The 24,853-nt window shown below is 29.9% G+C and carries 25 protein-coding genes and 1 tRNA gene; 12 read left to right on the top strand and 14 right to left on the bottom strand.

The window, feature by feature from the left end:
• The first annotated feature begins 107 nt into the window (after positions 1-107).
• Positions 108-710, top strand: a complete 603-nt coding sequence (locus H574_RS0106235; protein WP_027879743.1) for a hypothetical protein — start codon at positions 108-110, stop codon at positions 708-710.
• Positions 711-872: 162 nt separating this feature from the next.
• Here H574_RS0106235 and H574_RS0106230 read toward each other — a convergent pair whose 3' ends face one another.
• From H574_RS0106230 to H574_RS0106220, 3 genes are all read right to left on the bottom strand, one after another.
• Positions 873-2,078, bottom strand: coding sequence for a peroxiredoxin family protein (locus H574_RS0106230; RefSeq protein ID WP_027879742.1), 1,206 nt, complete (start codon positions 2,076-2,078; stop codon positions 873-875).
• A gap of 88 nt (positions 2,079-2,166) precedes the next feature.
• Positions 2,167-2,922 carry a coiled-coil domain-containing protein gene (locus tag H574_RS0106225; RefSeq protein WP_027879741.1) on the bottom strand — a complete coding sequence of 252 codons (756 nt, stop codon included), beginning with the start codon at positions 2,920-2,922 and terminating at the stop codon, positions 2,167-2,169.
• A 2-nt stretch (positions 2,923-2,924) separates the two neighbouring features.
• Complete coding sequence (locus tag H574_RS0106220) at positions 2,925-3,137, bottom strand: hypothetical protein (protein ID WP_027879740.1); 213 nt, start codon at positions 3,135-3,137, stop codon at positions 2,925-2,927.
• Positions 3,138-3,427: 290 nt separating this feature from the next.
• On the opposite strand from H574_RS0106220, the gene pheT reads away from it, so the two are divergent.
• The 4 genes from pheT (at position 3,428) to H574_RS0106200 (ending at position 8,025) form a co-directional block, all read left to right on the top strand.
• Positions 3,428-5,857 (top strand): phenylalanine--tRNA ligase subunit beta, encoded by a 2,430-nt coding sequence (gene pheT / locus H574_RS0106215; RefSeq protein ID WP_027879739.1) that lies wholly within the window; start codon positions 3,428-3,430, stop codon positions 5,855-5,857.
• A gap of 7 nt (positions 5,858-5,864) precedes the next feature.
• A complete protein-coding gene (locus H574_RS0106210) occupies positions 5,865-6,722 on the top strand; it encodes a phosphatase PAP2 family protein (protein WP_027879738.1) in 858 nt (285 codons plus the stop codon).
• 308 nt (positions 6,723-7,030) lie between these two features.
• Positions 7,031-7,747, top strand: coding sequence for a hypothetical protein (locus tag H574_RS0106205; protein ID WP_027879737.1), 717 nt, complete (start codon positions 7,031-7,033; stop codon positions 7,745-7,747).
• A 50-nt stretch (positions 7,748-7,797) separates the two neighbouring features.
• The gene (locus H574_RS0106200; protein ID WP_027879736.1) at positions 7,798-8,025 is read left to right on the top strand and encodes a putative signal transducing protein; all 228 of its coding nucleotides are present in this window, start codon (positions 7,798-7,800) and stop codon (positions 8,023-8,025) included.
• A gap of 70 nt (positions 8,026-8,095) precedes the next feature.
• Here the strand turns inward: H574_RS0106200 and H574_RS0106195 are convergent, their stop codons facing one another.
• Together H574_RS0106195 and H574_RS0106190 are read right to left on the bottom strand one after the other, a co-directional pair.
• Positions 8,096-8,674 carry a fasciclin domain-containing protein gene (locus tag H574_RS0106195; RefSeq protein ID WP_027879735.1) on the bottom strand — a complete coding sequence of 193 codons (579 nt, stop codon included), beginning with the start codon at positions 8,672-8,674 and terminating at the stop codon, positions 8,096-8,098.
• 159 nt (positions 8,675-8,833) lie between these two features.
• Entirely contained in the window at positions 8,834-10,453 is a 1,620-nt protein-coding gene (locus H574_RS0106190) for an ABC-F family ATP-binding cassette domain-containing protein (protein WP_027879734.1), read from the bottom strand.
• A 191-nt stretch (positions 10,454-10,644) separates the two neighbouring features.
• Here H574_RS0106190 and H574_RS0106185 point away from each other — a divergent pair, with 191 nt between their 5' ends.
• Positions 10,645-12,039: a TlpA family protein disulfide reductase gene (locus H574_RS0106185; protein ID WP_155912604.1), complete on the top strand. Its 1,395-nt coding sequence runs from the start codon at positions 10,645-10,647 to the stop codon at positions 12,037-12,039.
• A gap of 44 nt (positions 12,040-12,083) precedes the next feature.
• Here the strand turns inward: H574_RS0106185 and H574_RS0106180 are convergent, their stop codons facing one another.
• The 4 genes from H574_RS0106180 to H574_RS0106165 all read right to left on the bottom strand — a co-directional run bounded on the left by H574_RS0106180 (position 12,084) and on the right by H574_RS0106165 (position 15,876).
• Entirely contained in the window at positions 12,084-12,440 is a 357-nt protein-coding gene (locus H574_RS0106180) for a heavy-metal-associated domain-containing protein (RefSeq protein WP_027879732.1), read from the bottom strand.
• A gap of 12 nt (positions 12,441-12,452) precedes the next feature.
• A complete protein-coding gene (locus tag H574_RS0106175; protein ID WP_027879731.1) occupies positions 12,453-14,690 on the bottom strand; it encodes a TonB-dependent receptor in 2,238 nt (745 codons plus the stop codon).
• A 1-nt stretch (position 14,691) separates the two neighbouring features.
• Positions 14,692-15,417: a heavy metal translocating P-type ATPase gene (locus H574_RS0106170; protein ID WP_027879730.1), complete on the bottom strand. Its 726-nt coding sequence runs from the start codon at positions 15,415-15,417 to the stop codon at positions 14,692-14,694.
• 66 nt (positions 15,418-15,483) lie between these two features.
• A complete protein-coding gene (locus tag H574_RS0106165; protein WP_240471255.1) occupies positions 15,484-15,876 on the bottom strand; it encodes an HYC_CC_PP family protein in 393 nt (130 codons plus the stop codon).
• A 132-nt stretch (positions 15,877-16,008) separates the two neighbouring features.
• On the opposite strand from H574_RS0106165, the gene H574_RS0106160 reads away from it, so the two are divergent.
• The 5 genes from H574_RS0106160 (at position 16,009) to H574_RS0106140 (ending at position 20,572) form a co-directional block, all read left to right on the top strand.
• Positions 16,009-16,800, top strand: a complete 792-nt coding sequence (locus tag H574_RS0106160) for a DUF3108 domain-containing protein (RefSeq protein WP_027879728.1) — start codon at positions 16,009-16,011, stop codon at positions 16,798-16,800.
• 3 nt (positions 16,801-16,803) lie between these two features.
• Positions 16,804-17,136, top strand: a complete 333-nt coding sequence (locus tag H574_RS0106155) for a hypothetical protein (protein ID WP_027879727.1) — start codon at positions 16,804-16,806, stop codon at positions 17,134-17,136.
• A gap of 158 nt (positions 17,137-17,294) precedes the next feature.
• Entirely contained in the window at positions 17,295-18,329 is a 1,035-nt protein-coding gene (locus H574_RS0106150) for a M28 family metallopeptidase (RefSeq protein WP_027879726.1), read from the top strand.
• Positions 18,330-18,424: 95 nt separating this feature from the next.
• Entirely contained in the window at positions 18,425-19,984 is a 1,560-nt protein-coding gene (locus H574_RS0106145) for a M28 family metallopeptidase (protein WP_027879725.1), read from the top strand.
• A 135-nt stretch (positions 19,985-20,119) separates the two neighbouring features.
• On the top strand, positions 20,120-20,572 hold the full coding sequence (locus H574_RS0106140; RefSeq protein ID WP_027879724.1) for a hypothetical protein: 453 nt from the start codon (positions 20,120-20,122) through the stop codon (positions 20,570-20,572).
• A gap of 45 nt (positions 20,573-20,617) precedes the next feature.
• Here the strand turns inward: H574_RS0106140 and H574_RS0106135 are convergent.
• From H574_RS0106135 to H574_RS0106120, 4 genes are all read right to left on the bottom strand, one after another.
• Positions 20,618-20,693: transfer RNA gene (locus H574_RS0106135), tRNA-His, on the bottom strand.
• An 81-nt stretch (positions 20,694-20,774) separates the two neighbouring features.
• Positions 20,775-21,491 (bottom strand): bacillithiol biosynthesis deacetylase BshB1, encoded by a 717-nt coding sequence (gene bshB1, locus H574_RS0106130; RefSeq protein WP_027879723.1) that lies wholly within the window; start codon positions 21,489-21,491, stop codon positions 20,775-20,777.
• A 4-nt stretch (positions 21,492-21,495) separates the two neighbouring features.
• Positions 21,496-22,386: a 23S rRNA (adenine(1618)-N(6))-methyltransferase RlmF gene (gene rlmF, locus H574_RS0106125; protein WP_027879722.1), complete on the bottom strand. Its 891-nt coding sequence runs from the start codon at positions 22,384-22,386 to the stop codon at positions 21,496-21,498.
• A 4-nt stretch (positions 22,387-22,390) separates the two neighbouring features.
• Positions 22,391-23,545: a trans-sulfuration enzyme family protein gene (locus tag H574_RS0106120; RefSeq protein ID WP_027879721.1), complete on the bottom strand. Its 1,155-nt coding sequence runs from the start codon at positions 23,543-23,545 to the stop codon at positions 22,391-22,393.
• A 140-nt stretch (positions 23,546-23,685) separates the two neighbouring features.
• Here H574_RS0106120 and H574_RS0106115 point away from each other — a divergent pair, with 140 nt between their 5' ends.
• Positions 23,686-24,057, top strand: coding sequence for a hypothetical protein (locus H574_RS0106115; RefSeq protein ID WP_027879720.1), 372 nt, complete (start codon positions 23,686-23,688; stop codon positions 24,055-24,057).
• Positions 24,058-24,084: 27 nt separating this feature from the next.
• Here H574_RS0106115 and mscL read toward each other — a convergent pair whose 3' ends face one another.
• Entirely contained in the window at positions 24,085-24,543 is a 459-nt protein-coding gene (gene mscL / locus H574_RS0106110; protein WP_027879719.1) for a large conductance mechanosensitive channel protein MscL, read from the bottom strand.
• Positions 24,544-24,853 lie beyond the last annotated feature (310 nt).

Below are 24,853 nucleotides of genomic sequence, written 5' to 3'. Positions count from 1 at the left end.
TCGAATGTTTTTTCATGTTTTAAACAAAAATTGTATCTTCACTTTACAATAGATAAAAGTAATTGAAAACTCGATTTATCTAAGTGTTGTATGTAATCCAAAAACGCATGAATAATATACTCTTCAAAAAAATAATTTTTCTAATTATAATAATATTTACAAATTATTTAACTGCCCAAGAATCATCTAACTTCAATCATTTAGTTTTAACGAAAGTTGGTTACCTAAATAAAGACAAAGTACTTGATTCAATTACTATAAAACAGGATACAGTAAATAAATTTAGACCTTATAGATTAGAAATCTATCTGAGTAAGAAAAAAGTTGGTAAAATTTTATCAATATCAACCGACAAAGCAATTACGCCTGAATACTTTCTAGGGTCTAATGGAATGGAAAAAGAAAAAAGTTTTTCAGATATTGAAATCAGAAATTACATTTTAACAATAAAACATGATCGAGAAAATGAACATAAAGAACATTCATTTCGACTTCTAGGTAATAAGTTCAAGCTAATTAAATACTATTTTATCAAATCAGATAATTTAGGGAAAATTCACTATGAAACAATAAACTTTGATAAACTTATTAGAAAAACGAAATCTGTAAGTAGGTCAAACAATCGTATTCTTGATCAAAATGAATATAAATTAAGAATGAATTCAAGATATTTAGAGGATTTAAATATGGTATCTGAAGTTCATCATTAAACACTACACACAACAGCGGTTATAATCCATTGCGGCTGAAATTCCTATCGGAATTTCATTGCAATTTGCTATCTTTCGGCTATTGCGGAAAGAATCCTGCGGATTTTTCCGCAACGTATCATAGCCGAGACCGTAAAATGCAATAAAAAATTAAGACACTTACTATTCCGCTAACAATTTATCCATAAACGTTGTAAACTCTTCTTTAAACTCGGTAAATTTTTCTCCAGTTGCAGGACCGTTAAAACCTGTGTGTATCTTGCGTACTTTACCATTTTTATCTATAAAAATAGACGTAGGATAACTTAATACATTATTAAGCATTGGTAGTTTTTCGTTGGCTTTACTTTTGCTAGTTGTGCCGGTTTGCGCTAATAAAATTGGATAGTTAATCCCTACTCTGTCTTTAAGACGTTTTATGTTTTTAAACGCTGCTTCTTCAGTTTTTGCGTATTCAAAAGCTAGCGCTACAAATTCGATGTCTTTATCTTTATTGTTGTTGTAATATTGAGCATAGTAATTACTTTCATCTAAACAATTTGGACACCACGTACCCATAATTTGTACAACTACTACTTTGTTTTTAAATCTATCATCGGTTAATGATATTTGGTTTCCGTTTTCATCAGGAAATGTAAATTCTAAAGTTTCATAACCATCTTTTAAATAAGTTAATGTGTTGGCATCTGCTAATTTAAAATCGTCATTACGTTTAGCAATAAAAGGTTCTTCCCAATGGTTACCAGAATAAAATGTACCGTTTAATGTACTATCGGTTACGGTTGCAGTAAATAAAAATGCATGTGAGCCATCAAATGTTGATAATTGCATTTGGTTACCACTAATTACTCCATCTAAGTAACGATAATCACCTGTTTCAGTTCTAAATGTTCCTGTTACAGTGTTTCCGTTTTGTTTAAATATTCCTTTTGCTTTATAGCTATCATCTGAATTAGGGCTAAATGTAGTTTCCCAATTACCAGATATATTAGTTTTTGGCAAGTTAGAGGTGTTAAATCGTGTTTTTTCTGGTTTTGCTGTAAATGGCACGCTACGATCTTTTCCTTCGGTAATGAATTGTCCTGTGATTATTTTGTTTTCTACTTTTGCTTTTATGTAGCTTTCAAATACTGGCATTTGTATAAAAACCGAGTCGTTTTTGTAGCTTATCTCATCTACCTTTATAACTTCTTCTGCATTATAAATTTCTAAAGTATTAGCATCTTTAACTTTAAATAAAAATGGTAGATTAAGGTTGTCTTTTATTTTTAGTTCTGCTCTGTATAGTCCTGAATATAAAAACTCAGTTGTATCTTGTTGACAAGAAAAAATAAGCACTGCTATTAGTAGAATTGTTATTTTACGCATGTTATAAGAGTTTAAGGTGGTAAAAATAGTCACAAAAAAAGGTGTTGCCAAAACAACACCTTAGTTTTATGTAAATATTAAGACTGCACTACTCTTCTATTTGTTCTATTTTTTGCTCTTGTTTAGCTATTTCAATTCGTTTTAAAGCTACTTTTTCTTTTACTTCTTTAATCTTTAATTCGTGTTGTTTTAAGCGTTCTTCAATCTTATTTATCTTTTCTAACCTAGATTTTGCGTCTTCAATGGTTAGCTTTTTGTCTTCTAGCATCTGTTTAGTTTTTATCCTTGCTAATTCTAACCTAGATTGGCTGTTACTAACAAATTCTTGACGCTTTTCTATATGTTTCTGACTTATTTTTAAACGTTGTTTAGCTATCTCTGCACGTTTAATACCAAATTGTTTTTGACTTATTCCGGATTGTTGTCGTTGCTCTTCTAAGATTTGTTTACGTGCCTCTAACTCTTCTTTATAAGAATTGTGGATTTCTTTTAGCTCTTCTTGCTCTTCTTGACGCAGTTGTTTTAATTCTTGCAGTAACGCTTTACGTTCTTCTGGAGATGCCTCTTTCATTTTTTCTTTAATCGCTTCTGCTTGCTGTTGCATTTGACTATACACTGCTTTGTGTTGCGATTTCATTTTGGCATGTTTTTCTTTTATTTCTTCACGCTTTTCTTGAATATCTTTACGATTTGCTTCATGTTTCTGTATGGTTTTCTCCCTTTCTATTTCTTTTTGTTGCTCGATCTTGTTTTTGGCTTCATTTAATTTGTTTTGCGCCAATAACTGTTGCGGTGCTAATCCTATTAAAAAGACAAGCATTAAAAGTGGTTGTAAGATTTTCATAATTATTGATCTAAGTTTTCTAAGTCTTGCAAGTCTTGGTCTATATCTTTAGCTTCTTGGTCTAACTGTTCGACCATCTTCAGTGTTTCTTCTTCTATAGATTGAATAGAATCTACTGCAGCTTCAACATTTTTATTGTCTTCTGTTTTTGTTTCTCTACAAGATGTTAAAGAAATAGTAAGCATAAAAAATATGATACTAAATATTGTTTTCATTTTTATGAAATTAATTAATCATTGTTCAAATTACGTATCATCTAATTAAATAGACTTTCGATTTAGAGGTTTAACACTGTTTTTTAGTTGAATTACACTTTTTACCGATACAGAACATAAAAAACTCAATACCAACAACTTAAGATGAAGAATTAGCAAAGAAGTTTCTTCAGTAAAACTTTTAATTTGCTTTAATTTAAAACTTATAATTTAATTTTTACAAAAAACGTTTTTAGGCGTTTCTATTGCTGCCAAGTATTGTTATATTTGTGCCCTTAATTAGCAGATAAATGAAGATTTCTTACAACTGGATAAAACAGTTTATAAAAACCGATTGGACAGCAGAACAAACTAGCGAATTACTAACAGATTTAGGTCTTGAAGTTGAAGGGTTAGACCTTTACCAAAGTGTAAAAGGCGGTTTAGAAGGTGTTGTTGTTGGCGAAGTTTTAACTTGCGTACAACATAGTAATGCAGATAAACTTAAAGTAACCATAGTAAATATTGGACAAGAACAACCTTTACAAATTGTTTGTGGCGCACCAAATGTTGCTGCTGGACAAAAAGTACCTGTAGCAACTATTGGCACGACTTTGTATACTGAAGATGGTGAAGCATGGACTATTAAAAAAGGTAAAATAAGAGGCGTAGAATCTCATGGAATGATTTGCGCAGAAGACGAGCTTGGTTTAGGTAAATCTCATGACGGTATTATGGTATTACCAGAAGACACTATAGTTGGTACACCTTGCGCAGAGCTTTTTGAAGTAGAAAATGATCAAGTTTTTGAAATTGGTTTAACACCAAACCGTGCAGATGCTATGAGCCATTTTGGTACTGCAAGAGATCTTAGAGCTGGTTTATTACAAAAAGGAATTAATTTAGAACTTATTACACCTAGTGTAAGTTCTTACCACGTAGATAGCAGAACTTTAAAAATAGATGTAGATGTAAAAGATTATGATTTAGCACCACGCTATTGCGGTGTAACTTTATCTGGTCTAAAAGTTGAAGAGTCTCCTGCTTGGCTACAAAATAGATTAAAAGCTATTGGATTAGCACCAATAAATAATATTGTAGACGCTACTAACTATGTATTACACGAGTTAGGACAACCTTTACACGCTTTTGACGCTGCAAAAATAACAGGACATAAAGTTGAAGTTAAAACTTGCGAAGCCGGAACAAAATTTACCACTTTAGATGGTGTTGAACGCGAGTTACATGAAGACGATTTAATGATTTGTGATGCAGAAAAACCAATGTGTATTGCTGGTGTTTTTGGTGGTGCTGATAGTGGTGTAACAGAACACACTACATCCATCTTCTTAGAAAGCGCATACTTTAATCCTATTAGTGTGCGTAAAACAGCTAAGCGTCATGGGTTAAACACAGATGCATCTTTTAGATTTGAACGTGGTATTGATCCAAATCTTACTAAATACGCTTTAAAACGTGCGGCTTTATTAATTTTAGAGATTGCTGGTGGCGAAATTACTAGTGATATTTTAGATTTTTACCCTAAAAAAATTGAAGATTTTCAAGTCACTTTAAGTTTTGATAAAATTACAAAACTTGTAGGGCAAGAAATACCTAAAGAAGAAGTAAAATCTATACTAGCATCTTTAGATATTAAAATAAATAGTGTTACAGAAACTAATTTAGGTTTAATCATACCGCCATATCGTAACGACGTTACAAGAGAAGCAGATGTTATTGAAGAAATATTAAGAGTATACGGATATAACAATATAGAAATTAGCACAAAGATGAATGCTTCTGTATCAAACTCTTCTCGTTTTGAAGATTATAAGCTACAAAACGTTGTTGGTAACTTATTAGCCTCACAAGGTTGGTACGAAATTATGGCTAATTCTTTAACAAGCGCTAAATACATAGAGTTAAGCGAGCAGTTAAAAGAAGAGCATAATATACAAATGCTTAACCCATTAAGTCAAGATCTTGGCGTAATGCGTCAAAGTTTAGTTTTTTCAGGATTAGAAGCTTTAAGCTATAACATCAATAGAAGACAAACCAATTTAAAGTTTTTTGAATTTGGTAAAACCTATCACAATTATAACGGTAAAAGAGAAGAACATAAACACTTATCATTATTTGTAACAGGTTTTAAAAACGAAGAGAATTGGGCACATACACCACAAGAAAAGACAAACTTTTTTCATTTAAAAGGAAGTGTTGCCGCAATATTATCAAGATTAGGTATTGATAGATATCAAGAAAGCACAGCTAAAAATGACGTGTTTAGCGAAGGTTTACAATTAAACATTGGACGTGATACTTTAGTTGAGTTTGGAGTTTTAAAAAGTAAAATAGCTAAACAGTTTGACATTACTCAAGATGTGTTTTATGCAGATTTTAATTGGGATACAATTTTAGTTGTAGCAAAACGAAACAAAATTAAGTTTACACCAATACCTAAGTATCCAGAAGTAAGACGCGATTTTGCTTTGCTATTAGATAATAATGTAACCTTTGAAAGCATTACTAAAATAGCTAAGAAAACCGAAAAGAAATTACTTAAAAACATTAATCTATTTGATGTTTATCAAGGTAAAAACTTACCTGACGGTAAAAAAAGTTATGCAGTAAGCTTTACATTTTTAGACGAAAACAAAACGCTTACAGATAAGGTTGTAGATAAAATTATGAGTAAGCTACAAAGCAACTTTGAAAGTGAACTTGGCGCTGAATTAAGATAATACGCTCATGAAAAATCATATTTTAATAGTTTTTAGCATTGCTATGCTAATTAGCAATACAGTTAATAGTCAAAATAAACTGTATAAAATTAATCAAGACTCTACATCTACACTTGGTCTTTTAAAATATGATATAAATACAACCTTACAGAGTGTAAAACACGCCTTTACAAGACCTATTTACTGGAAAAAAAAGGATTACACTAAGTTAGGAGGTTTAATTGCAGGTACAGCTTTGTTATCCTTAACAGATGAAAGTGTTAATAATTTTGCTAACAAACATTCTGATAAATTCCCAAAATTAATCAGAGATGTTGGTTGGTATTTTGGTAGTCCTCAAAACTATTTTATGGCAAATGCAGGATTATACGGTTATGGTCTTTTTGCTAAAAACGAAAAAGTTAGATATACTAGCGTTTTAATTATATCCTCATCCATTACATCTGGTTTTTTACAATCCTTAGCAAAAAATGCATTTGGAAGAGCTAGACCAGGAAGAGACCTAGGCGCATTTTACTTTAAACCACTATCTAAAGAAGGTGGATTTCACTCTTTCCCTTCTGGTCATACCGTATTGTCTGTTACTATGACGCATGCAATTGCAAAACAGTTTAAAAATCCTTGGGTAAAAACAGGAATTTATGCTTTTGGTGCCATACCACCTTTATCAAGATTGGTAGATGACGCACATTGGATTACAGACATAGCTTTTAGCACTGCTTTAAGTATTATTGTTGTAGATAGTATTGATAAGTTTTTAAAGAAAAATAACGCTTTTGATTTAGACCATAATAGACCTTCAAATAAAATCTCTTGGAATTTTATGTTTAGCGGTAATAAAGTTGGTCTTATTGGTACTTTCTAACAAAACCTAAACATGTCAAACATTTCAAAAAATCAAGGCAGCACTTTTAGTTTAATCCTAGGTATTTTCTTTATAATTTTTGGCATTTACAGAGTCTACAAATATTTTATTAATGAAGTAAGCACTTTTAGAGCTATACTTGGTTTTGGTTTTATTATATACGGTATATTTATTTTATCCAGATACAAAAAATCAAAACAGCCATAATTATTACTTGTTAAACAAAACATTTTTTTCTAGTATTCTAAATGTTAAACCTTTGCAATTAAGCTAAGTATGTTTTATTTTTAGGTTAAAAAATAAATGCTATGATTTTTAACACTACAAACATAGAAGAAAAACTACGTCTGCAACAATCTAAACAAATAGCACAACCAGACATTTTAAAACAAGTACATGCCATTTTTGATGCTGAAAATGAAAAAGAAATTAATATTGAAAATGAATTGAAATCTGCCAATAGTAGCACTAGCAATTTGTTTAATGTAGAGCTTTTAAAAAGTGATCAAATTTTTCATATAGACAGTATTAAAAAAACGTGTATTGATTACCGACTTCGATTTTTAGATACTAAGTATTTTAAAAATGAATTTCCGCAAGAAGCCATTAATAAAATAAAAGCTTTAGAAAAAGAACACAACATCACACTAAGCGGATTTAAAATCATGGCGCCTTCTAAACTATTTAAGTTAGAAAACCCAGATGATCCTTTATTATTTGCACCCATAGGAAATGGTTACTATTACTTAATACACAAATGGGGAAATGATTTAAATCCATTAAGAAAATGGCGTATGCTACCTTTTAAAAATTATGAAAACTTATTGGTCTTTGCGTTAATTGTTAGTTTTGCATTAACCTATCTTTTTAATTATAACTTACCACAAGACAACAATTACACAAGTTATTTTTTCTTATTGTTTCTATTCATGTTTAAATCTATAGTTGGCATTGTTATTTACTATGCGATTTCTCAAGGAAAAAATGTGAATTCTGCAATTTGGAATAACAAATACAGTAAGTAATTTATTGCATAATTTTTAGTATCTTTAATAGAAATCAATACTAAAAAACTATGGAAACGGAATATATAAAAATTTACACTGGAGACTTTTTAACCTCACAACGCATACAACAACGCTTAGAAGATATTGGCATTAATGCAGTGGTAAAAAATGAAGATGAATCTGCAAGACTGGCTGGTTTTGCAAATCCTGTACCAAGCTTGCAAGATATTTATGTACATGAAACCGAACTTGAAAAAGCTAAAACAGTTGTTGATGCTATTAAAAGCGAGATTTAATTAAAAGAAAAAAGCCTCTTCAAAACGAAGAGGCTTTTAACACTAATTCAAATAGCATTTACACGGTTTATTATGACTTTGGTAATAATACAGTATCTACAACATGTATTACACCATTAGATTGATTTACATCTGCAATAGTTACTTTTGCTGAGTTTCCGTTTTCATCGGTTACATAAACGTCATTTCCTTTTGTCCAAGCAGTTAATGTTCCTCCTGAAACAGTTTTAATTACTGCTTTACCATCGCCTTTTTTAATTAATTTAGCGATAGCTTTAGCATTCCATTTTCCAGAAACAACATGATACTTTAAAATAGTTTGTAATTGTTCTTTATTTTCTGGTTTTACTAAAGTTGCTACTGTTCCTTCTGGTAATTTATCAAATGCTGCGTTTGTTGGTGCAAATACAGTAAATGGTCCTTCACTTTGTAAAACTTCAACTAAACCTGCTGCTTTTACTGCTGCTACTAAAGTTGTATGATCTTTAGAGTTTACCGCATTTTCTACAATATTTTTAGAAGGATACATTGCTGCTCCACCAACCATTTTTGTATCTTCTTTCATCATTTTGTTTTGAGCAAATCCTAAAGAAGTCACAAAGAATAAACTAAGCCCTAATACGATTTTTGATAATTTTTCTGTTTTCATAATAAATTGATTTTTGGTTTTTATGTTCAGTCTATCTACGCAGTTAAGTTTTGCTTGGTTTTATATTTTTTCAATTTAACAGAGAATTAACAAAATCCCTAAATAAAAAAAGCCTTCAAATTAAATCTGAAGGCTTTTAACGTTTTATTTTTAAGATAGTTACACAGCATACATTTTATCACGCTGCTCTTTAATCTTTTTATCTTCCATATACTCATCAAAAGTAGTATATCTATCAATTACTCCATTTGGTGTAAGTTCTACTACTCTATTTGCTACAGTTTGAGCAAACTCATGATCGTGAGTTGTAAAAAGAACAGTTCCTTTAAATTTCTTTAAAGAGTTATTAAAAGCTGTAATACTTTCTAAGTCTAAGTGGTTTGTAGGTTCGTCTAGCATTAACACGTTAGCTCTAATCATCATCATTCTTGATAGCATACAACGTACTTTTTCTCCTCCAGATAGTACATTAGATTTTTTAAGTGCTTCTTCTCCAGAAAAAATCATTTTTCCTAAGAAACCTCTAATATGTACTTCTTCTCTTTCGTCTTCTGTTTTTGCCCATTGACGTAACCAATCTACTAGCGTTAAGTCGTTTTCAAAAAACTTACTGTTATCTAATGGTAAGTAAGATTGTGTTGTGGTTATTCCCCAAGAAAATTCGCCAGCATCTGCATTTTGGTTACCGTTTAATATTTCATAAAATGCTGTTGTTGCACGAGAGTCTCTTGAAAACACAACCACTTTATCTCCTTTTTGAAGATTTAAATCGATGTTTTTAAACAGTACTTCGCCATCTAAAGATGCTGCTAAACCTTCAACATTTAATATTTGATCACCAGCTTCACGCTCACGTTCAAAAATAATAGCTGGATAACGTCTTGATGTTGGCTTAATTTCGTCCACATTAAGCTTATCAATCATTTTCTTTCTTGATGTAGCTTGCTTACTTTTTGCAACGTTAGCAGAGAAACGACGAATAAACTCTTCTAATTCTTTTTTCTTCTCTTCTGCTTTTTTGTTTTGTTGTGCACGTTGTCTTGCTGCTAATTGTGAAGACTCATACCAAAACGTATAGTTACCAGAAAAATGATTTATTTTTCCGAAGTCAATATCACTAATATGCGTACAAACAGCGTCTAAAAAGTGACGGTCGTGAGATACAACAATTACACAGTTATCATAGTTTGCTAAGAAGTTTTCTAACCAAGTTATTGTTTCGTAATCTAGATCGTTGGTAGGCTCATCCATGATTAACACATCAGGATTACCAAATAATGCTTGTGCTAATAATACACGTACTTTTTGCTTACCATCTAAATCTGCCATTAAGGTATAATGTAAATCTTCTTTAATACCTAAGTTAGATAACATAGCTGCAGCATCACTATCTGCATTCCAACCATTCATCTCTTCAAACTGTACTTGAAGCTCACCTATCTTTTCAGCATTTTCATCAGTATAATCTGCATAAAGAGCATCTATTTCTGTTTTAATTTTATATAAAGGTTTATTTCCTTTTAAAACAGTTTCTAACACTGTATCTTCATCGTGCTTATTGTGGTTTTGTTCTAAGACCGACATACGTTTACCTGCTTCTAAACTAACATGTCCAGAAGTTGGCTCCATCTTTCCAGATAATATTTTAAGGAATGTCGACTTTCCTGCACCATTGGCTCCGATAATTCCGTAGCAGTTTCCGTTATTAAATGTGGTATTTACCTCATCAAAAAGAATACGTTTACCAAATTGAACAGATAAATTAGATACTGATAACATAAGCTATAATTTAATTTTTTGCAAAAGTAGAAAATTAGTATCAAAAAACACTATATATTGCCTTATTATAAGTTTTAACAACGCATTAACATTATGAATATATTGCAAAACATATTTTTGTTGATATATAGATAATAAGCCCTTAATATATAATGAATTATAAATTCGTATACTTTTTTTTAGCAATATCTTTGAGTTTTTTTTCTTGCGAAAAGGATAAAAAGGCTAGCCTAGATGGTAATGCTTTTTTTGGAGGCGAAATTATTAACCCAAATTCTAACTTTATTGTAATACTTAAAGAAAACAAAGTTTTAGACAGTGTTAATTTAGATCAAAACAACCGTTTTTCTTATATTTTTAAAAACTTTGAGCCTGGTCTTTTTAGGTTTTATGACGGTAAAGAATTTCAATCTGTACTTATACAACCCAATGATAGTTTGATGTTTAGGTTAAATACTATTGAATTTGATGAATCTTTAGTGTTTACCGGTATTGGCGAAAAAGAAAATAACTTTTTAATTGATTTATTTCTTCTAAACGACAAACTACAAGATTCTGTCTTAAAAATTAGTCAATTAGAGCCTGATGAATTTGAAGAAAAGTTAGATGAAATTAGAAATCAAAAACTAGAAAAGCTTAAAAGTTTTAATGAAAAAAACGAAACTACTGAGATTTTTAACACTTTAGCAAAAGCTAAGATTGATTATAATTATTATTATAGTAAAGAAGCGTATCCTTTTATAAATTACAGAGAAAACGAAGAACAAATTTTTAACGAACTACCTGAAAATTTTTACAGCTACAGAAAAGATATAGACTACAATAGTAATTTATTAAGAGAATACAGACCTTACGTATCTTTTTTAAGAGTACACTTTAATAATCTAGCTCTACAACAACATTTTAAACACTCTGAAGATAGTACCTATAATAATAAGTCTTTAGAGTATAACATAGATAAGTTTAATCTTATAAGCGATAAAATAAATGACACATTTATTAAAAATAGACTGCTTTACTATAACATGGTTAAATTTATTAATGGATCTGAAAATGATAAAGATTACGAGACGCTTTTAAATTTATTTAAAAAGAAAAGCACTAATAATGATCAAATAGTTAAGGCTAGCAAGCTTGTTAACACATACAAAAGATTAAAGCCTGGTAACAAATTACCTGATGTAACAGTAATAAATAAAAATGATGAGTTTTTATCTATTAAGAGAATAATAGAGAAACCTAGTGTTATATACTTTTGGGATGTATCTAAGCGCTACAGATACCACTTAAAAGATGTACATCTAAAAGCTGCAGAATTAAGTAAAAAATACCCTGAAATAGAATTTATTGCTATAAATGTAAATAACATTAGTACAAGAGAACAAGCAGATATTTTACAGCGTAACCGTTTACCTTTTGTTAATGAGTATCATTTTAAGTCGCCTAAAAAAGCTGTAGAATTATTAGCTATAAGTCCTATTAACAAAGTATTTTTAGTGGATAAAAAAGGTAATATTGTTAATCCAAAAGGTAATATGTTTGACATCAAATTTGAAAATGAGTTATTAGCCTTGATTAATAAGTAAATTATAATTATGTAAAAAAAGCCTGCTTATTAGCAGGCTTTTTTTTAGTCTTTCTTATGATCATTTTGTACTTCAATATCTCTATATCTGCAACATGCGTGTACAGAGTTATAAGCTTCTTCTGTTGCTTTTAGCGTTTTTGTATCGTGTCCTACAGATACTACACTTTTTTTAATGCTATCTAAATTTGTTTTACGCTCATCGTAAATTAGCTTTAATTCGTGTGTTTCTACATTCCAATTAGCACTTTTTACGCCTTTAGTTTGGTAACATGCTTTTTCTATTCGTGCTTTACACATACCGCAAATACCATCTACTTCTAAAGAAACTCTTTTATTTTTATTTTGAGCAAACGTAGTTATAGTAACTGTCATAATTAATAAAATCAATAATTTTTTCATTGTAGTATATTTTTAATTTAATTTATATCGTAATCCTGTATAATACATACTTCCAAAAATTGGACCGTACACAAAATTAGTATCAAACGCTGTTCCAAAAGGGTCATTTGCACTAACTATAGGATTATCTTGTTTTACATTAGTTATATTTTCTCCTCCTAAATATATTTCAAATTTAGATGAAAACACTTTAGTAACTTGCATGTTTAATGTAGCTACTGTTGGAGTAAATTTATTTAATTGATATTGTATTGGGTTATCTATTGTTGAAGAAAATCGTTGCTCTCCTAACCAATTAAAAGTAGCATCAAACTTCCATTGACTTTGGTTTTTTAATTCTGTTTTATATCCTGCATTAGCAAAAAAACGATGTTTTGGTGTTAATGGTTTTGATAATTTACCCCTTTGGTAGTCGGTTTTAACATCATAATACTTATATGCTGTTCTTAAATCGAAGTTATTAAATGCTTCGTAGTTTACTTCAACTTGAAAACTATTTGCGTAACTACTACCTTGTAAATTATAAAAACTAACAGCTTGAGCATTTTCTAAATCTACAACCACTTGGTTTTTAAAATCTGTTCTATAAAAATCAAAAGTTACATCTGCTTTTCTTCCAAAAAGATTAAAACCTTGTAGATATGAAACACCATAATTCCATGCAATTTCAGGATCTAAACCATAAATTGGTCCATTATTATTTAAAATTGAAAACTGTCTTGAAGACGCAAATAAGTTCTGGTTTTCAGCAAAAATATTAGCGCTACGTTTACCGCGACCAAAAGAGACTCTAAAAGCAGATTTGCTCCAAGGAGAATATCTTAAATGAAAACGTGGTGTAATAAATTCGCCTAATAAATTATGCGTATCAAAACGCAATCCTGCAGTAAGGTTAAGTTTTTTTAAATTATCAAAAGAATACTCAAAAAAACCACCAAAGCTACGCTCTACCCTATCATAATTTGTATTTAATGCAAACTCATCATAATTATCATACGTAAAATTTACACCTGTTTTTATTTTATGTCTAGAGTCGCTTATTATCGAGTTATAAATAACGTTAGAATATACACTTGTGTGTTCTATATTATATTCATTTAAACCAAAATAAGAATCTTGTTGGTGATTACTTAATGCCATTTGAACACCTAGACTTTGCCAAGGTAAGTCCGCATTTACATATCCAAATTTACCCGAAATTTCGTAACGTTTAGTATCTATTTCGCTTCCCCAATTATTAGTTGTTAATTTGTCTGTATCTGGATCAAAATCAATTTGACCTGATTGCTTATAATCATCTAAATACTTAAGGTTTAAAAAAGTAACAATACCTTTTTGGGTATTAGTATACTGCCAACGATTCATCACATTAATTTGATTAAACTTTGGCATATCCAAAAATCCATCATTATTTCGATCATGCTCTTCTTGATGTGTATTACCATGTATATAAAGACCTGTACTAATGTTTTTAGAAACATTTGTATTAAAGTGTGTGTTAAGTTCTAGCCTTTCGCTTGTTGCGGCATAAAGGTTAACAAATACATTATCATCTGTCATCGGTTTTTGCAATTCGGCATTGATCTGTCCCGAAATACTCTCGTACCCATTGACAACACTTCCTGCTCCTTTTGTTATTTGTATACTTTCTACCCATGTTCCTGGAATAAAGCTTAATCCGTAAGCTTGAGAAGCACCACGAACTGATGGAATATTTTCGGTAGCAATTAAAATATAAGGACTTGATATACCTAACATTTTAATTTGCTTAGTGCCTGTTACTGCATCACTAAAGTTAACGTCTATAGAAGGGTTAGTTTCAAAACTTTCGGACAAATTACAACATGCAGCTTTTAATAACTCATCACTACTTACATATTGTATGTTTTCTGATTGTATATAAGATCTTGAAGTAGATTTAACTTTAGAGTCTAAAACCACTTCATCTAAACTTGTTGTAGGTTCTAACCAGTGTTTTATCGTTTTACTAGAGTTTACTGTTATTGTATCTGTTTTAAAACCAACATAGCTAATCACTAATTGATTAGATGTTTTACTTAAAGGTAAACTAAAGCTGCCGTCAAACTCTGTAGATGTTCCTACTGTTGTGTTTAACCAAACTAGATTAGCGCCAGGTAAAGGGTTTTCTTTTTGTTCTTCGTTTGCTTCATACACATAACCCTTAAGTTGGTTTTGCGCAAAAATGGTTAATGGTAAAAAGCAAAATAGTAATATAAATAGCTTTTTCATATTACCCATAAATTTCAATTAGCATTACTATTGCCATTATAATCATAATGGAATTTTCTATAAACGTAGCTTTGGTCATTGGTAATTTTAAAGCAGTACCCAAACAAGCACATTGTATTGCTTTTTTGTCCAATAAAGATTTTGATACACCAACTGTTGTAATGCCTAAAATTATTATTGTAATTATTAATGCTACAGAAATTTCTATTCGCATTAAAAACATTACCCCTAAAATAAGTTCTATAAAAGGGTAAATCCAACCATAAGCAGGTAAAGCCTTAGCTAATGGGTCATACATTTTAAAACTTTCAGGAAAACCTTTTAAATCTAAAAACTTAAAAAAGCTAAATACGATATAAAAAATACCCATAAAATCTAGCATAAAGTTTGAAACATCAAACCTATTTCTATTTAGTAAATATGAGGCAGCAATAATATATCCAAAGATTAAAAATAGTGGAAATAACTGTCTTATTTGTGATTCTTTTTCTTTAGAAACTGAATCAAAAACGTTGTTCTCTTTACTTTTCTTATTAATAGTATATTTACTAGACAATGCGTCTTGTAAAGTATTTATTGAAATGTGTTTAGACGTACCTATTTCAACCTCGGCATTTTCTAAATCTACCGAAACATCTGTTACGTGGTCTAAACTTTGTAAAGCTTTTTCAACAGAAGCTTTACAACCATTACAGGTCATTCCTGTAACGTTATATGTGTGTGTCATGATTTTTTAATTTAATTGTACAATATTTAATTCCGCAAAAGCGGAGTTATTTAAGAAAATTGTAAATCAAATTATATAAACATCGTGAAGTTGCTGTAAATCTATAACTAGATTTGGTGGTGAATAAAATTGATGCGGAACAGTTTGCTTTGGCAAACTTTCTTTATACAAAAAGAAATTATAAACAAACGCTGTAAACACAATTTGCTTACTTATATCTAAGTCTTCAAACTTAGTAACTTTAAGCTTGTCTTGTCCCTTAATTATTTCTACATCGTCTTTACAACATGATTTTGGCATTTCAATAACATCAGAACATTTTTTTACTTTAGAAAATACTGCTGAGTCTACCAAACGATCACCACAATAATGCTTTTCTACAGTAAAAGATAATGTAGAGAACAGCACTAAAAATGCCATTAATACTGAAAAGACGCTATGTAAAATTTTTATTTTCACGATGCAAATTTACAAAATAAAATGACTTACTAAGCGTTTAACATTTGGATTAACATGTCTTTAAAATATTGTAGATTAATATTCGGCACAATTCGTGTTATATTATATCTTTGAAATTATAATAAACAACCTATGAAACATCTTTTTACAACTATTACTGTTTTATTATTATCCTGTGCTTCTTTTGCTCAAAATAATAATGCTTTTAAAGCAGGTGAAAAACTAACATTTTCAGCAGCTTATAATATGTCTGGTATTTTAACAGATATAGCCGAAGTTAAAATGGAAACAAGCGCTGTAAATACAAGCGGAACTACATTATATCGTTTAAAATGTTCAGCAACAACATATTCTAATTTTGATAGTTTTTTTAAAATTAGAGATTTATACGAAAGCTATGTTAACCCAAAAACTGTAGCTCCATATTTATACCAAAGAGATATTAGTGAAGGTGGCTATTATAAATTTGTAAAGTACAAGTACAGTTATAAAACTAACACAGTTTCTAGTTTAATTAGAAAAAAATCTAAAAACTTTGCTTCTGGTTTTTGGGACAGAAATAATACTATAAAAATTAAGCCAGGTACAAGAGATATAGTTTCTACTTTATACAAATTAAGAACTTTAGACATACACAAAGCACCTGTTGGAGCTAGTGATACCTTTACAGTTTTATTTGATAATAAAGAAGTTAAATGTAGCTTTAAACTTTTAGGCAAAGAAACTATAAACACTGCTATTGGTAGAAAAGAATGTTATAAAATAGCCATAAACGTTACTAATAATAATGTTTTAAAAGGAAGTAACGCTAATATTATATGGCTTACTGCAGATGAGAATAAAATACCTGTTTATGCTAAATTTAAAATAGCGGTTGGAAGTGGAGAATTAAAAATTAAATCTGCAACTGGCTTAAAAAATTAAATTATGAAAAAAGTAACCTTAATATTATCTTTAGTTTGTGCTATTTTAGCAATTATCTTAGCTATATTACCTTTATTTAAATTAGCTTTTATACCAGCAATTTTAGCGTTAGTGTTTGGTATTATATCCTTTATAAAATCAAGAAAAGACAACCAATCTACGCATGTTGTACAGGTTTCTTTTTTATTAGTAATAATAGCTTTAGGATTATCTACTTATAAAACTGTTTTTACTGTACAAGAAGTTGGTAACACAGAAGAACTTGAGCAACGTGAAAAAGAAAATGAAGAAAAAGCTTTAGAAGAACTTGAAGATTTAGATATAGAGCTAGATTAACAAATTAGATTGTATGTAGTAAAAAAGAGGAATCTTAAAATAAGATTCCTCTTTTTTATTACACTGATAATTAATGTGTTTTGAAAATTTTGAAAAGAAAAACATTTATTTTTGAAACAAATAAACATATCTTTACCGACCAAATATTCATCTTGATAATGAAATCGCTTTTAATAATCTCTGCACTATCCTTAGTCGGTTCTTGTACAACCACTAAATATTCAACCAAAATAAATAATCTTAAGGATTCTATTGTTATAAAAGATTCTGCAACAATTAGTAAATATGCAAAAACAATTACTGTAGAAGAACTTAAATCTCAAATTTATAACATAGCTTCAGACTCTTTTAATGGTAGAGAAGTTGGAAGCAAAGGTCAAAAGTTAGCTGCAAACTACATTAAAGATTTTTATGTCAAAGAAAAAATATTACCTGGTAATGATTCAACGTATTTTCAATATATACCAAAGTCATTTCTTCCAAAAAAATATAATGCTTCAGAAAATGTTGTAGCCTTCATAAAAGGAAAAGAAAAACCTGAAGAAGTATTAATTATCTCTGCACATTACGACCATTTAGGCGTAACTGATGGACAGATTAATAATGGTGCAGACGATAATGGATCTGGTACTGTTGCCATGCTGCAAATAGCACAAGCTTTTAAAGAAGCAGAACGTAATGGGATTTCACCAAGAAGAAGTATATTATTTTTACACCTTACTGCAGAGGAAATTGGTTTACAAGGCTCTTTATACTACACACAAAATCCGCTTTTTCCTTTAGAAAACACCATTGCAGATCTTAATATTGATATGATTGGACGTGTAGATGATAAACATAAAAACAATCCAAATTATATATACTTAATTGGTTCTGACAGAATTAGTAAAGAGCTTCATTTTATTTCAGAAAAGGTAAATTCTACCTCAACAAACATAGAATTAGATTATACGTTTAATCAAAAAGACGATGCTAACCGATACTATTACAGATCAGATCATTATAATTTTGCTCAAGAAAATATTCCTGTAATCTTCTACTTTAATGGTACTCACGAAGATTACCATAAACCTTCTGATACTGCAGATAAAATTAATTTTAACTTATTAGCTAAGCGTACTAAACTTATTTTTTCTACAGCATGGTACTTAGCGCATAAAGAAGAATTCCTATTACATAACAGTGATATTTAACAACTAAATTCTTCTTAATTATTAAATCTTAGACCTTCAAACTAGAATTTTGTGTTATTTTTGAGAGGCAATTATAGCTCTTAAAACAAATACATATGAAATCATTATTATCTATTGCTAGCTTTAGCTTACTACTTGCTGCTTGTGGTAGTCAACAAAAACAAGCAGAACAAAAAACAACTCAAAAAGAAGTTAGCCCAACAACTTATGCCGAAACAATTACTGAAGCCGAGTTAAAAACTCTTCTTTATGAATATGCATCAGATGAATTTAATGGACGAGAAACAGGTACAGAAGGTGAAGAAAAAGCAGTAAACTTTTTAAAAGCCCACTACATGACTTATGGTGTTCCTGCTGCCAAAGGAAACAATGATTATTTTCAAAAAGTACCACTAGAAAAACTAGCAGCTCCAGATGTAACTTTAACCGTAAATGGTACCGCATTAAAAAACTTAGAAGATATTGTATCTATCACAGCAATGCCAACAAGTCAATTTTCTGCAAACCAAGTTATTGATTTAGGTTACGGTATAGAGGCTGACAATTACTCTAATTATAAAAATATTGATGTTTCTGGTAAAGTCGTTTTTATACGTTCTGGAGAACCTAAAAACGAAGATGGCACTTACCTAATCTCTGGTACAGAAGAAGCTACTAAATGGTCTAACCTAAGACAAGAATTTGCTACAAAACGTGATATTGCAAAAGAAAAAGGCGCTAAAGCTGTATTGTACTATAATCCAAATATTTTTGGTATGGCTGCTAGACGCTATGGTAGCTCTAGCGGACGTATGGCACTAAGCGGTAAAGATAATAACATGTATTATATGTTATTAAATGATAATGCTGCAAAAGCTATTCTTAAAACAGATACAGCAATAAACAACGCTTTTACTAATAAAGTTTACAATGCAAGTATTGAAATAGACTATACTAATAAATCTGAAGCTTTAAATGGAAATAACGTAGTTGCATTTGTTGAAGGAACTGAAAAACCAAACGAATATATTATTATCTCTGCTCACTTAGACCACATTGGTAACCATGATGGCGAAATTAATAATGGAGCAGACGACGATGGTTCTGGTACTGTTGCAGTCTTAGAAATTGCAGAAGCTTTTGCTAAAGCCAAAAAAGATGGTCACGGACCAAAACGTTCTATTGTATTTTTAAATGTTACAGGAGAAGAAAAAGGCTTATTAGGTAGTAGTTATTATGCAGATATGGATCCTATTTTTCCTTTAGATCAAACCGTTGCAGATTTAAATATAGACATGATTGGGCGTATTGACCCAAAACGTGAAGGTGACAGAAATTATGTTTACTTAATCGGAAGTGATAAATTAAGTACAGAATTACATAATATTTCTGAAGAAGTAAACAGTAAGTACACTAATATAGAATTAGATTACACTTATAATGATGAAAACGATCCAAACCGTTTTTACTACAGAAGTGACCATTACAACTTTGCAAAAAACAATATTCCGGTTATATTCTATTTTAACGGTACACATGATGATTACCATAGACCAAGCGATACTGTAGAAAAAATTAATTATGATCTATTAGAAAATAGAGCGCGTTTAGTATTTTATACAGCTTGGGAATTAGCTAATCGTGACCAAAGAATAGTTGTAGATAAAGCAGAATAAATATAACTACTGCTAAGTAAAATAACTTTTACCATTAATAATCTATCTTTTACTAATTAAAACGTAACGTTTACTCATTACGCTTTTAATAAAAGGTAGATTATTTTTTATTTAGAGTAATTAAAATTTTTTAAAATGAAATTCTTACTCTTATTTAGTATCCTTTTATCTTACACAAACATATACTATACATCAACTTCTTTTGATTTAAAGACTATTAAACAAGAAGAAAATCAATACCTTTTTTTTAAAAATTTAAAAGAAGGAGATCAATTAAGTATAACATATCAATCCTATGGTTGTTTTAATCAACATTCAGAAACTTTAGAATTTAAATATTTAGACAAAACTCTTACAGCTACACTTTTAAGCAACGATATTAAAAAATCGACAATCATAAAACCAACAGAAATTGACTATTTAATTGAATTTGAAACACAATTAATTAATATAAACAACACAAAAAGAGGCTGCACAACAGTAAACTCTTTCACGTTTAAATTAAATAACGATAAAAGTATAGTAAGAAAAGATGATACTTGTAATTGGAATGGTTATAAAGTATTAAAAGAAAAATTTTTCAAATAAAGCTTACAAAAAAAGCCTTTCATTTCTGAAAGGCTTTTACTTTTTGGGTGGAAGATCGGTCTCGAACCGACGACCTCCTGAACCACAATCAGGCGCTCTAACCAACTGAGCTACAACCACCGTGTATAACGCATATTAAAATGCGTGTGCAAATGTAGTTTATTTACTAAATATCACAAAAGATTTTTAAATAATTTTTATACTATTTTAAATCAAAAAGACTATTTACTGCTGCAAACCGCTCAACTGTAAAACCTTCTGCGTATTCACTATTAATTAAACGCCCTAAATCTCTTGCTCTATAAATAATACTATCTGTAAAATTTTTACTAGAAATTGGTGTTTGAGGCTCATTACTGTCTGGATTATAAAATTGTGTTTTATAAGCTAAGACACTTTTCATTTTTATATCAATAAAATCTGTAACGTCTACAACAAAATCTGGTTCTATATGCTTCCATTGTATGTAATGGTAAACCTGTTTTGGTCTCCATTTTTCTTGTGGCTTTCCTTCTATTTCTGTTTCAATTTTTAATAATCCACTTAAAAAACATGCATCACTAACCAATTTACTGGCTTTACCATGATCTATGTGCCTATCATCTATAGCATTACACAACACTATTTCTGGTTGATATTTGCGTATCATTTTAATGACTTCTAACTGGTGTTGCTTATCATTCGTAAAAAAACCATCGGCAAAGCCTAAATTTTCTCTCGCAGCGACACCAAGTATGTTTTTTGCGTCTTCTGCTTCTGTTTTACGTGTGTGTTCTGTACCACGTGTACCAAGTTCTCCTTTAGTTAAATCTACTATAACTACTGTTTTACCATTTGCTACTTCTTTTGCTATGGTTGCTCCTGCGCCTAACTCTACATCATCTGGATGTGCCCCAAATGCTAATATATCTACTTTCATTATGTTATTTATTCCACTGTTTTTGTTGGTCTTCATTTAAAAAAGTCCAAGCTACTACTCTACTCTTTTTTTGACCAATATTAATTGGTAAAGTTTTTATAATTTTTGCTCCTAATTTATCTAAAGACGCATACATTGATTTTATATTGTCTTTATTAGCAACTAATGTTGTATACCAAAAGCACTTATTTTTAAACAAGCTACTTTCGTATAAATAATTGTGTAAAAATGCTTTTTCTCCACCTTTATACCACAATTCATTTGATATTCCAGAAAAGTTTCTGTTTATACTATTTGTGTCTTGATTTAATCCTTTTAACTTTTTTAATGTGGCTGAATTTGCTTCAGTTTCATCTTTGTAAAAAGGCGGGTTACACATAGTTAGGGTGAAGATATCTGTTTTTGTCAAAATACCTTGAAGTATTTGATTTGGATTGCTCTGAAATCTTATTGAAACTCTATCCTCTAAATTGTTTTTTGCTATAATTTTTTCAGCTTGTTTTATCGAACTTTTATTTACATCTGAGCCAACAAACTGCCAATTATAAATTGATTGACCAAGTAACGGATAAATACAGTTTGCGCCAGTACCAATATCTAATACCTTTATGTTTCCATCTAAATTACTACTTAGTAATAAATCTTTTAAAAGATGAATATATGCAACACGACTTGGTATTGGTGGAGTTAGATTATTGTCATCAAATTGCCAATAATTAATACCATAATTAGTTTTCAATATAGCCGTATTTAACGCTCTAACTGCTTTAGCTTCAGAAAAATTTATAGTTAAATTACCGTATTTGTTTTTTAAAACAAATGGTTGAAGTTTAGGGTAGTTATCTATTAAAACTTCAAAATTATAATTATTTGTATGTCCTTTAGCCGATTTCAAAATGTTACTTTTTGATATTTTTTAAAGCTAGTTTTATGTCTGCTTTTAGATCTTTAGTATTTTCTATCCCTACAGAAAAGCGTATTAAACCATCACTAATACCCAATTGCTTCCTCTGCTCTGGTGTTAGTAAAGAGTGTGATGTTTGCGCTGGAGATAACATAGTGCTTTCTACACCTGCAAGACTCATTGATGGTTTGATTAATTGTAATGCTTTTTGAAAAGCTTCTGCGTCTAAATGATCTTTTAACTCAAAAGATAACATACCGCCAAAATCTTTCATTTGCGACTTTGCCAATTTATGCTCAGGATGATCTTTTAAACCAGGATAATAAACCTGCTTAACTTCATCTAACTTATTTAACCATTTAGCCATTTTTAAAGCGTTTTTAGATTGTTCTTTAACACGTAGTCCCATGGTTTTCATGCTACGTTCTAACATCCAAACAGTAAAGTCACTAAGACTACCACCAAGGTTTTTAGAAATGTTCCATATGCGTTCCATGTGTTCTTTACTACCTGCAACAGCGCCTGCACAAATATCACTATGTCCGCCAAAATATTTGGTTGCAGAGTGCATAATTAAATCGATACCAAAATCTGCTGGATTTTGATTTACAGGACTTGCAAATGTGTTATCAATACTAGTAACAATACCTTTTTCTTTCCCTAATTTGGCTATAGCTTTAATATCTGTAATTGTTAATAATGGATTTGAAGGTGTTTCTATATGAATTAACTTCGTGTTTGGTTGTATTGCTGTTTCAAAGTCTTCTACTTGATAACCATCTGTAAAAGTAAATTCTATATTTAACTTAGGAAATTCTTCTCTTATAAAATTTGTTGTGCCTCCATAAATTGTGTTTTGCACCACAATATGATCTCCTGCTTTTAAAAATGCTAAAAACATATGACTAATAGCTGCCATACCAGAACCAAATATCATTGCTGTCTCAGTATGCTCTAAAGCCGCTATTTTTTTGGATAAATATTCTTGGTTTGGCGTATTAAAATATCTTGGATAGCGTTTTACGTCTACATCCATAAACTCATATGAAGAAGATAAAAATATAGGTGAAACTGCACCTTTAAATTGTTTATCTTCTACTTCTCCGACGTGAGAACAAATAGTGTTTAACCCTAAGTTTTTATGTTTCATTTTATAATGCAATTTTTAAACAACTAAAATACAAAATATGTCTCTTAATACTTAAAAGTATAGGCTCTTTAAGTATTATCTTTAAAGCTTTAACACTTCTTTAACCTAAAAAAACATCTACTTTTTGTATAATAAGGGTTATGGTAACAATTGATAAACAAGAACATACGGACATTTTAGAACAATCTATTAAACACCTAGAATATTTAGGTTTTGAAAACATTAAAGCAGACCTTGATGGTTATGATACGCCAAATTCTTTTACCAAAAAGAATGGAGAGGTCACGGTCACACCAGATATAACTGCTTTTAAACGAAGTAGGAAATATTATTTTGAGCTTGGTATTAAAAGTAAAAAACCTAATCTTTTAAAAACCAAATGGCGTTTAATTGATGTGGTTTCAAGAATGAAAAACAGCCGATTTAAAATTATTACAACTAAAGGTCATTATAGTTTTACAAATAAAATTTTAGATGATCTTAACTTAGATAAAAACCTTATTAAACTATAACATAAAGCCTGTTTAAAACAGGCTTATTTATTTTGAATTTATATCTGCTTTAGATTTAAGGAGTTTGTTTTGTTCTTCCATTAAATCTGAAAGTTTGCTAAGCAACTCTATGTCTTTTGGTGTTGTTACAGTTTTATCTTTTGTATCATGGGACTTGGCTCTTAACCTATTCATTGCTTTAACAACTAAAAAGACAGTTAGTCCAACGATTAGAAAATCTAAAAAAGCTTCAAATAACTCGCCATAATAAATGGCAACTTCTTGTGTAGTTACTTCTCCATTTTTATTGGTAACAGCTTCTCTTAATATATAACGTTTATCTTGATAGTTTAATCCATCTGTCATTAGTGACAATGGTGGCATAAATATTTTTTTTACTAAGACATCTATCACTTTATTAAATGAGGCACCAATAATAATACCTACAGCCATATCCATCATATTGCCTTTTACGGCAAATTCTTTAAATTCTTTAAAAAATTTCATCTAAATATTTATACGTGAAGTTATTTTTTTCGAGTTTTATTATAAGCTCTAAGCATGAAAAAAGCCCATAAAACCACTAAAATAAATACTATAATAGAAAACCAAAATACAATATTATTTCCCATCGTTTATAAGCTTTATAAAAATCAATATACCAATAAGCATTGGTGCCCAAAGCCCAATAAATATTCCATGAAGTTGATATCCGTTAAGAAATAAGTATTCGGCTACTATAATGATTGCTAGACAAAGAATTAACATAAATATGTTACCCCAACCTAACTTTTTAATATATTCCACTAAAACTAAA

Origin of the sequence: Mesoflavibacter zeaxanthinifaciens DSM 18436, from assembly GCF_000422365.1 — a bacterium.
Classification (GTDB): domain Bacteria; phylum Bacteroidota; class Bacteroidia; order Flavobacteriales; family Flavobacteriaceae; genus Mesoflavibacter; species Mesoflavibacter zeaxanthinifaciens.
This window is presented reverse-complemented; position numbering and strand designations above follow the sequence as displayed.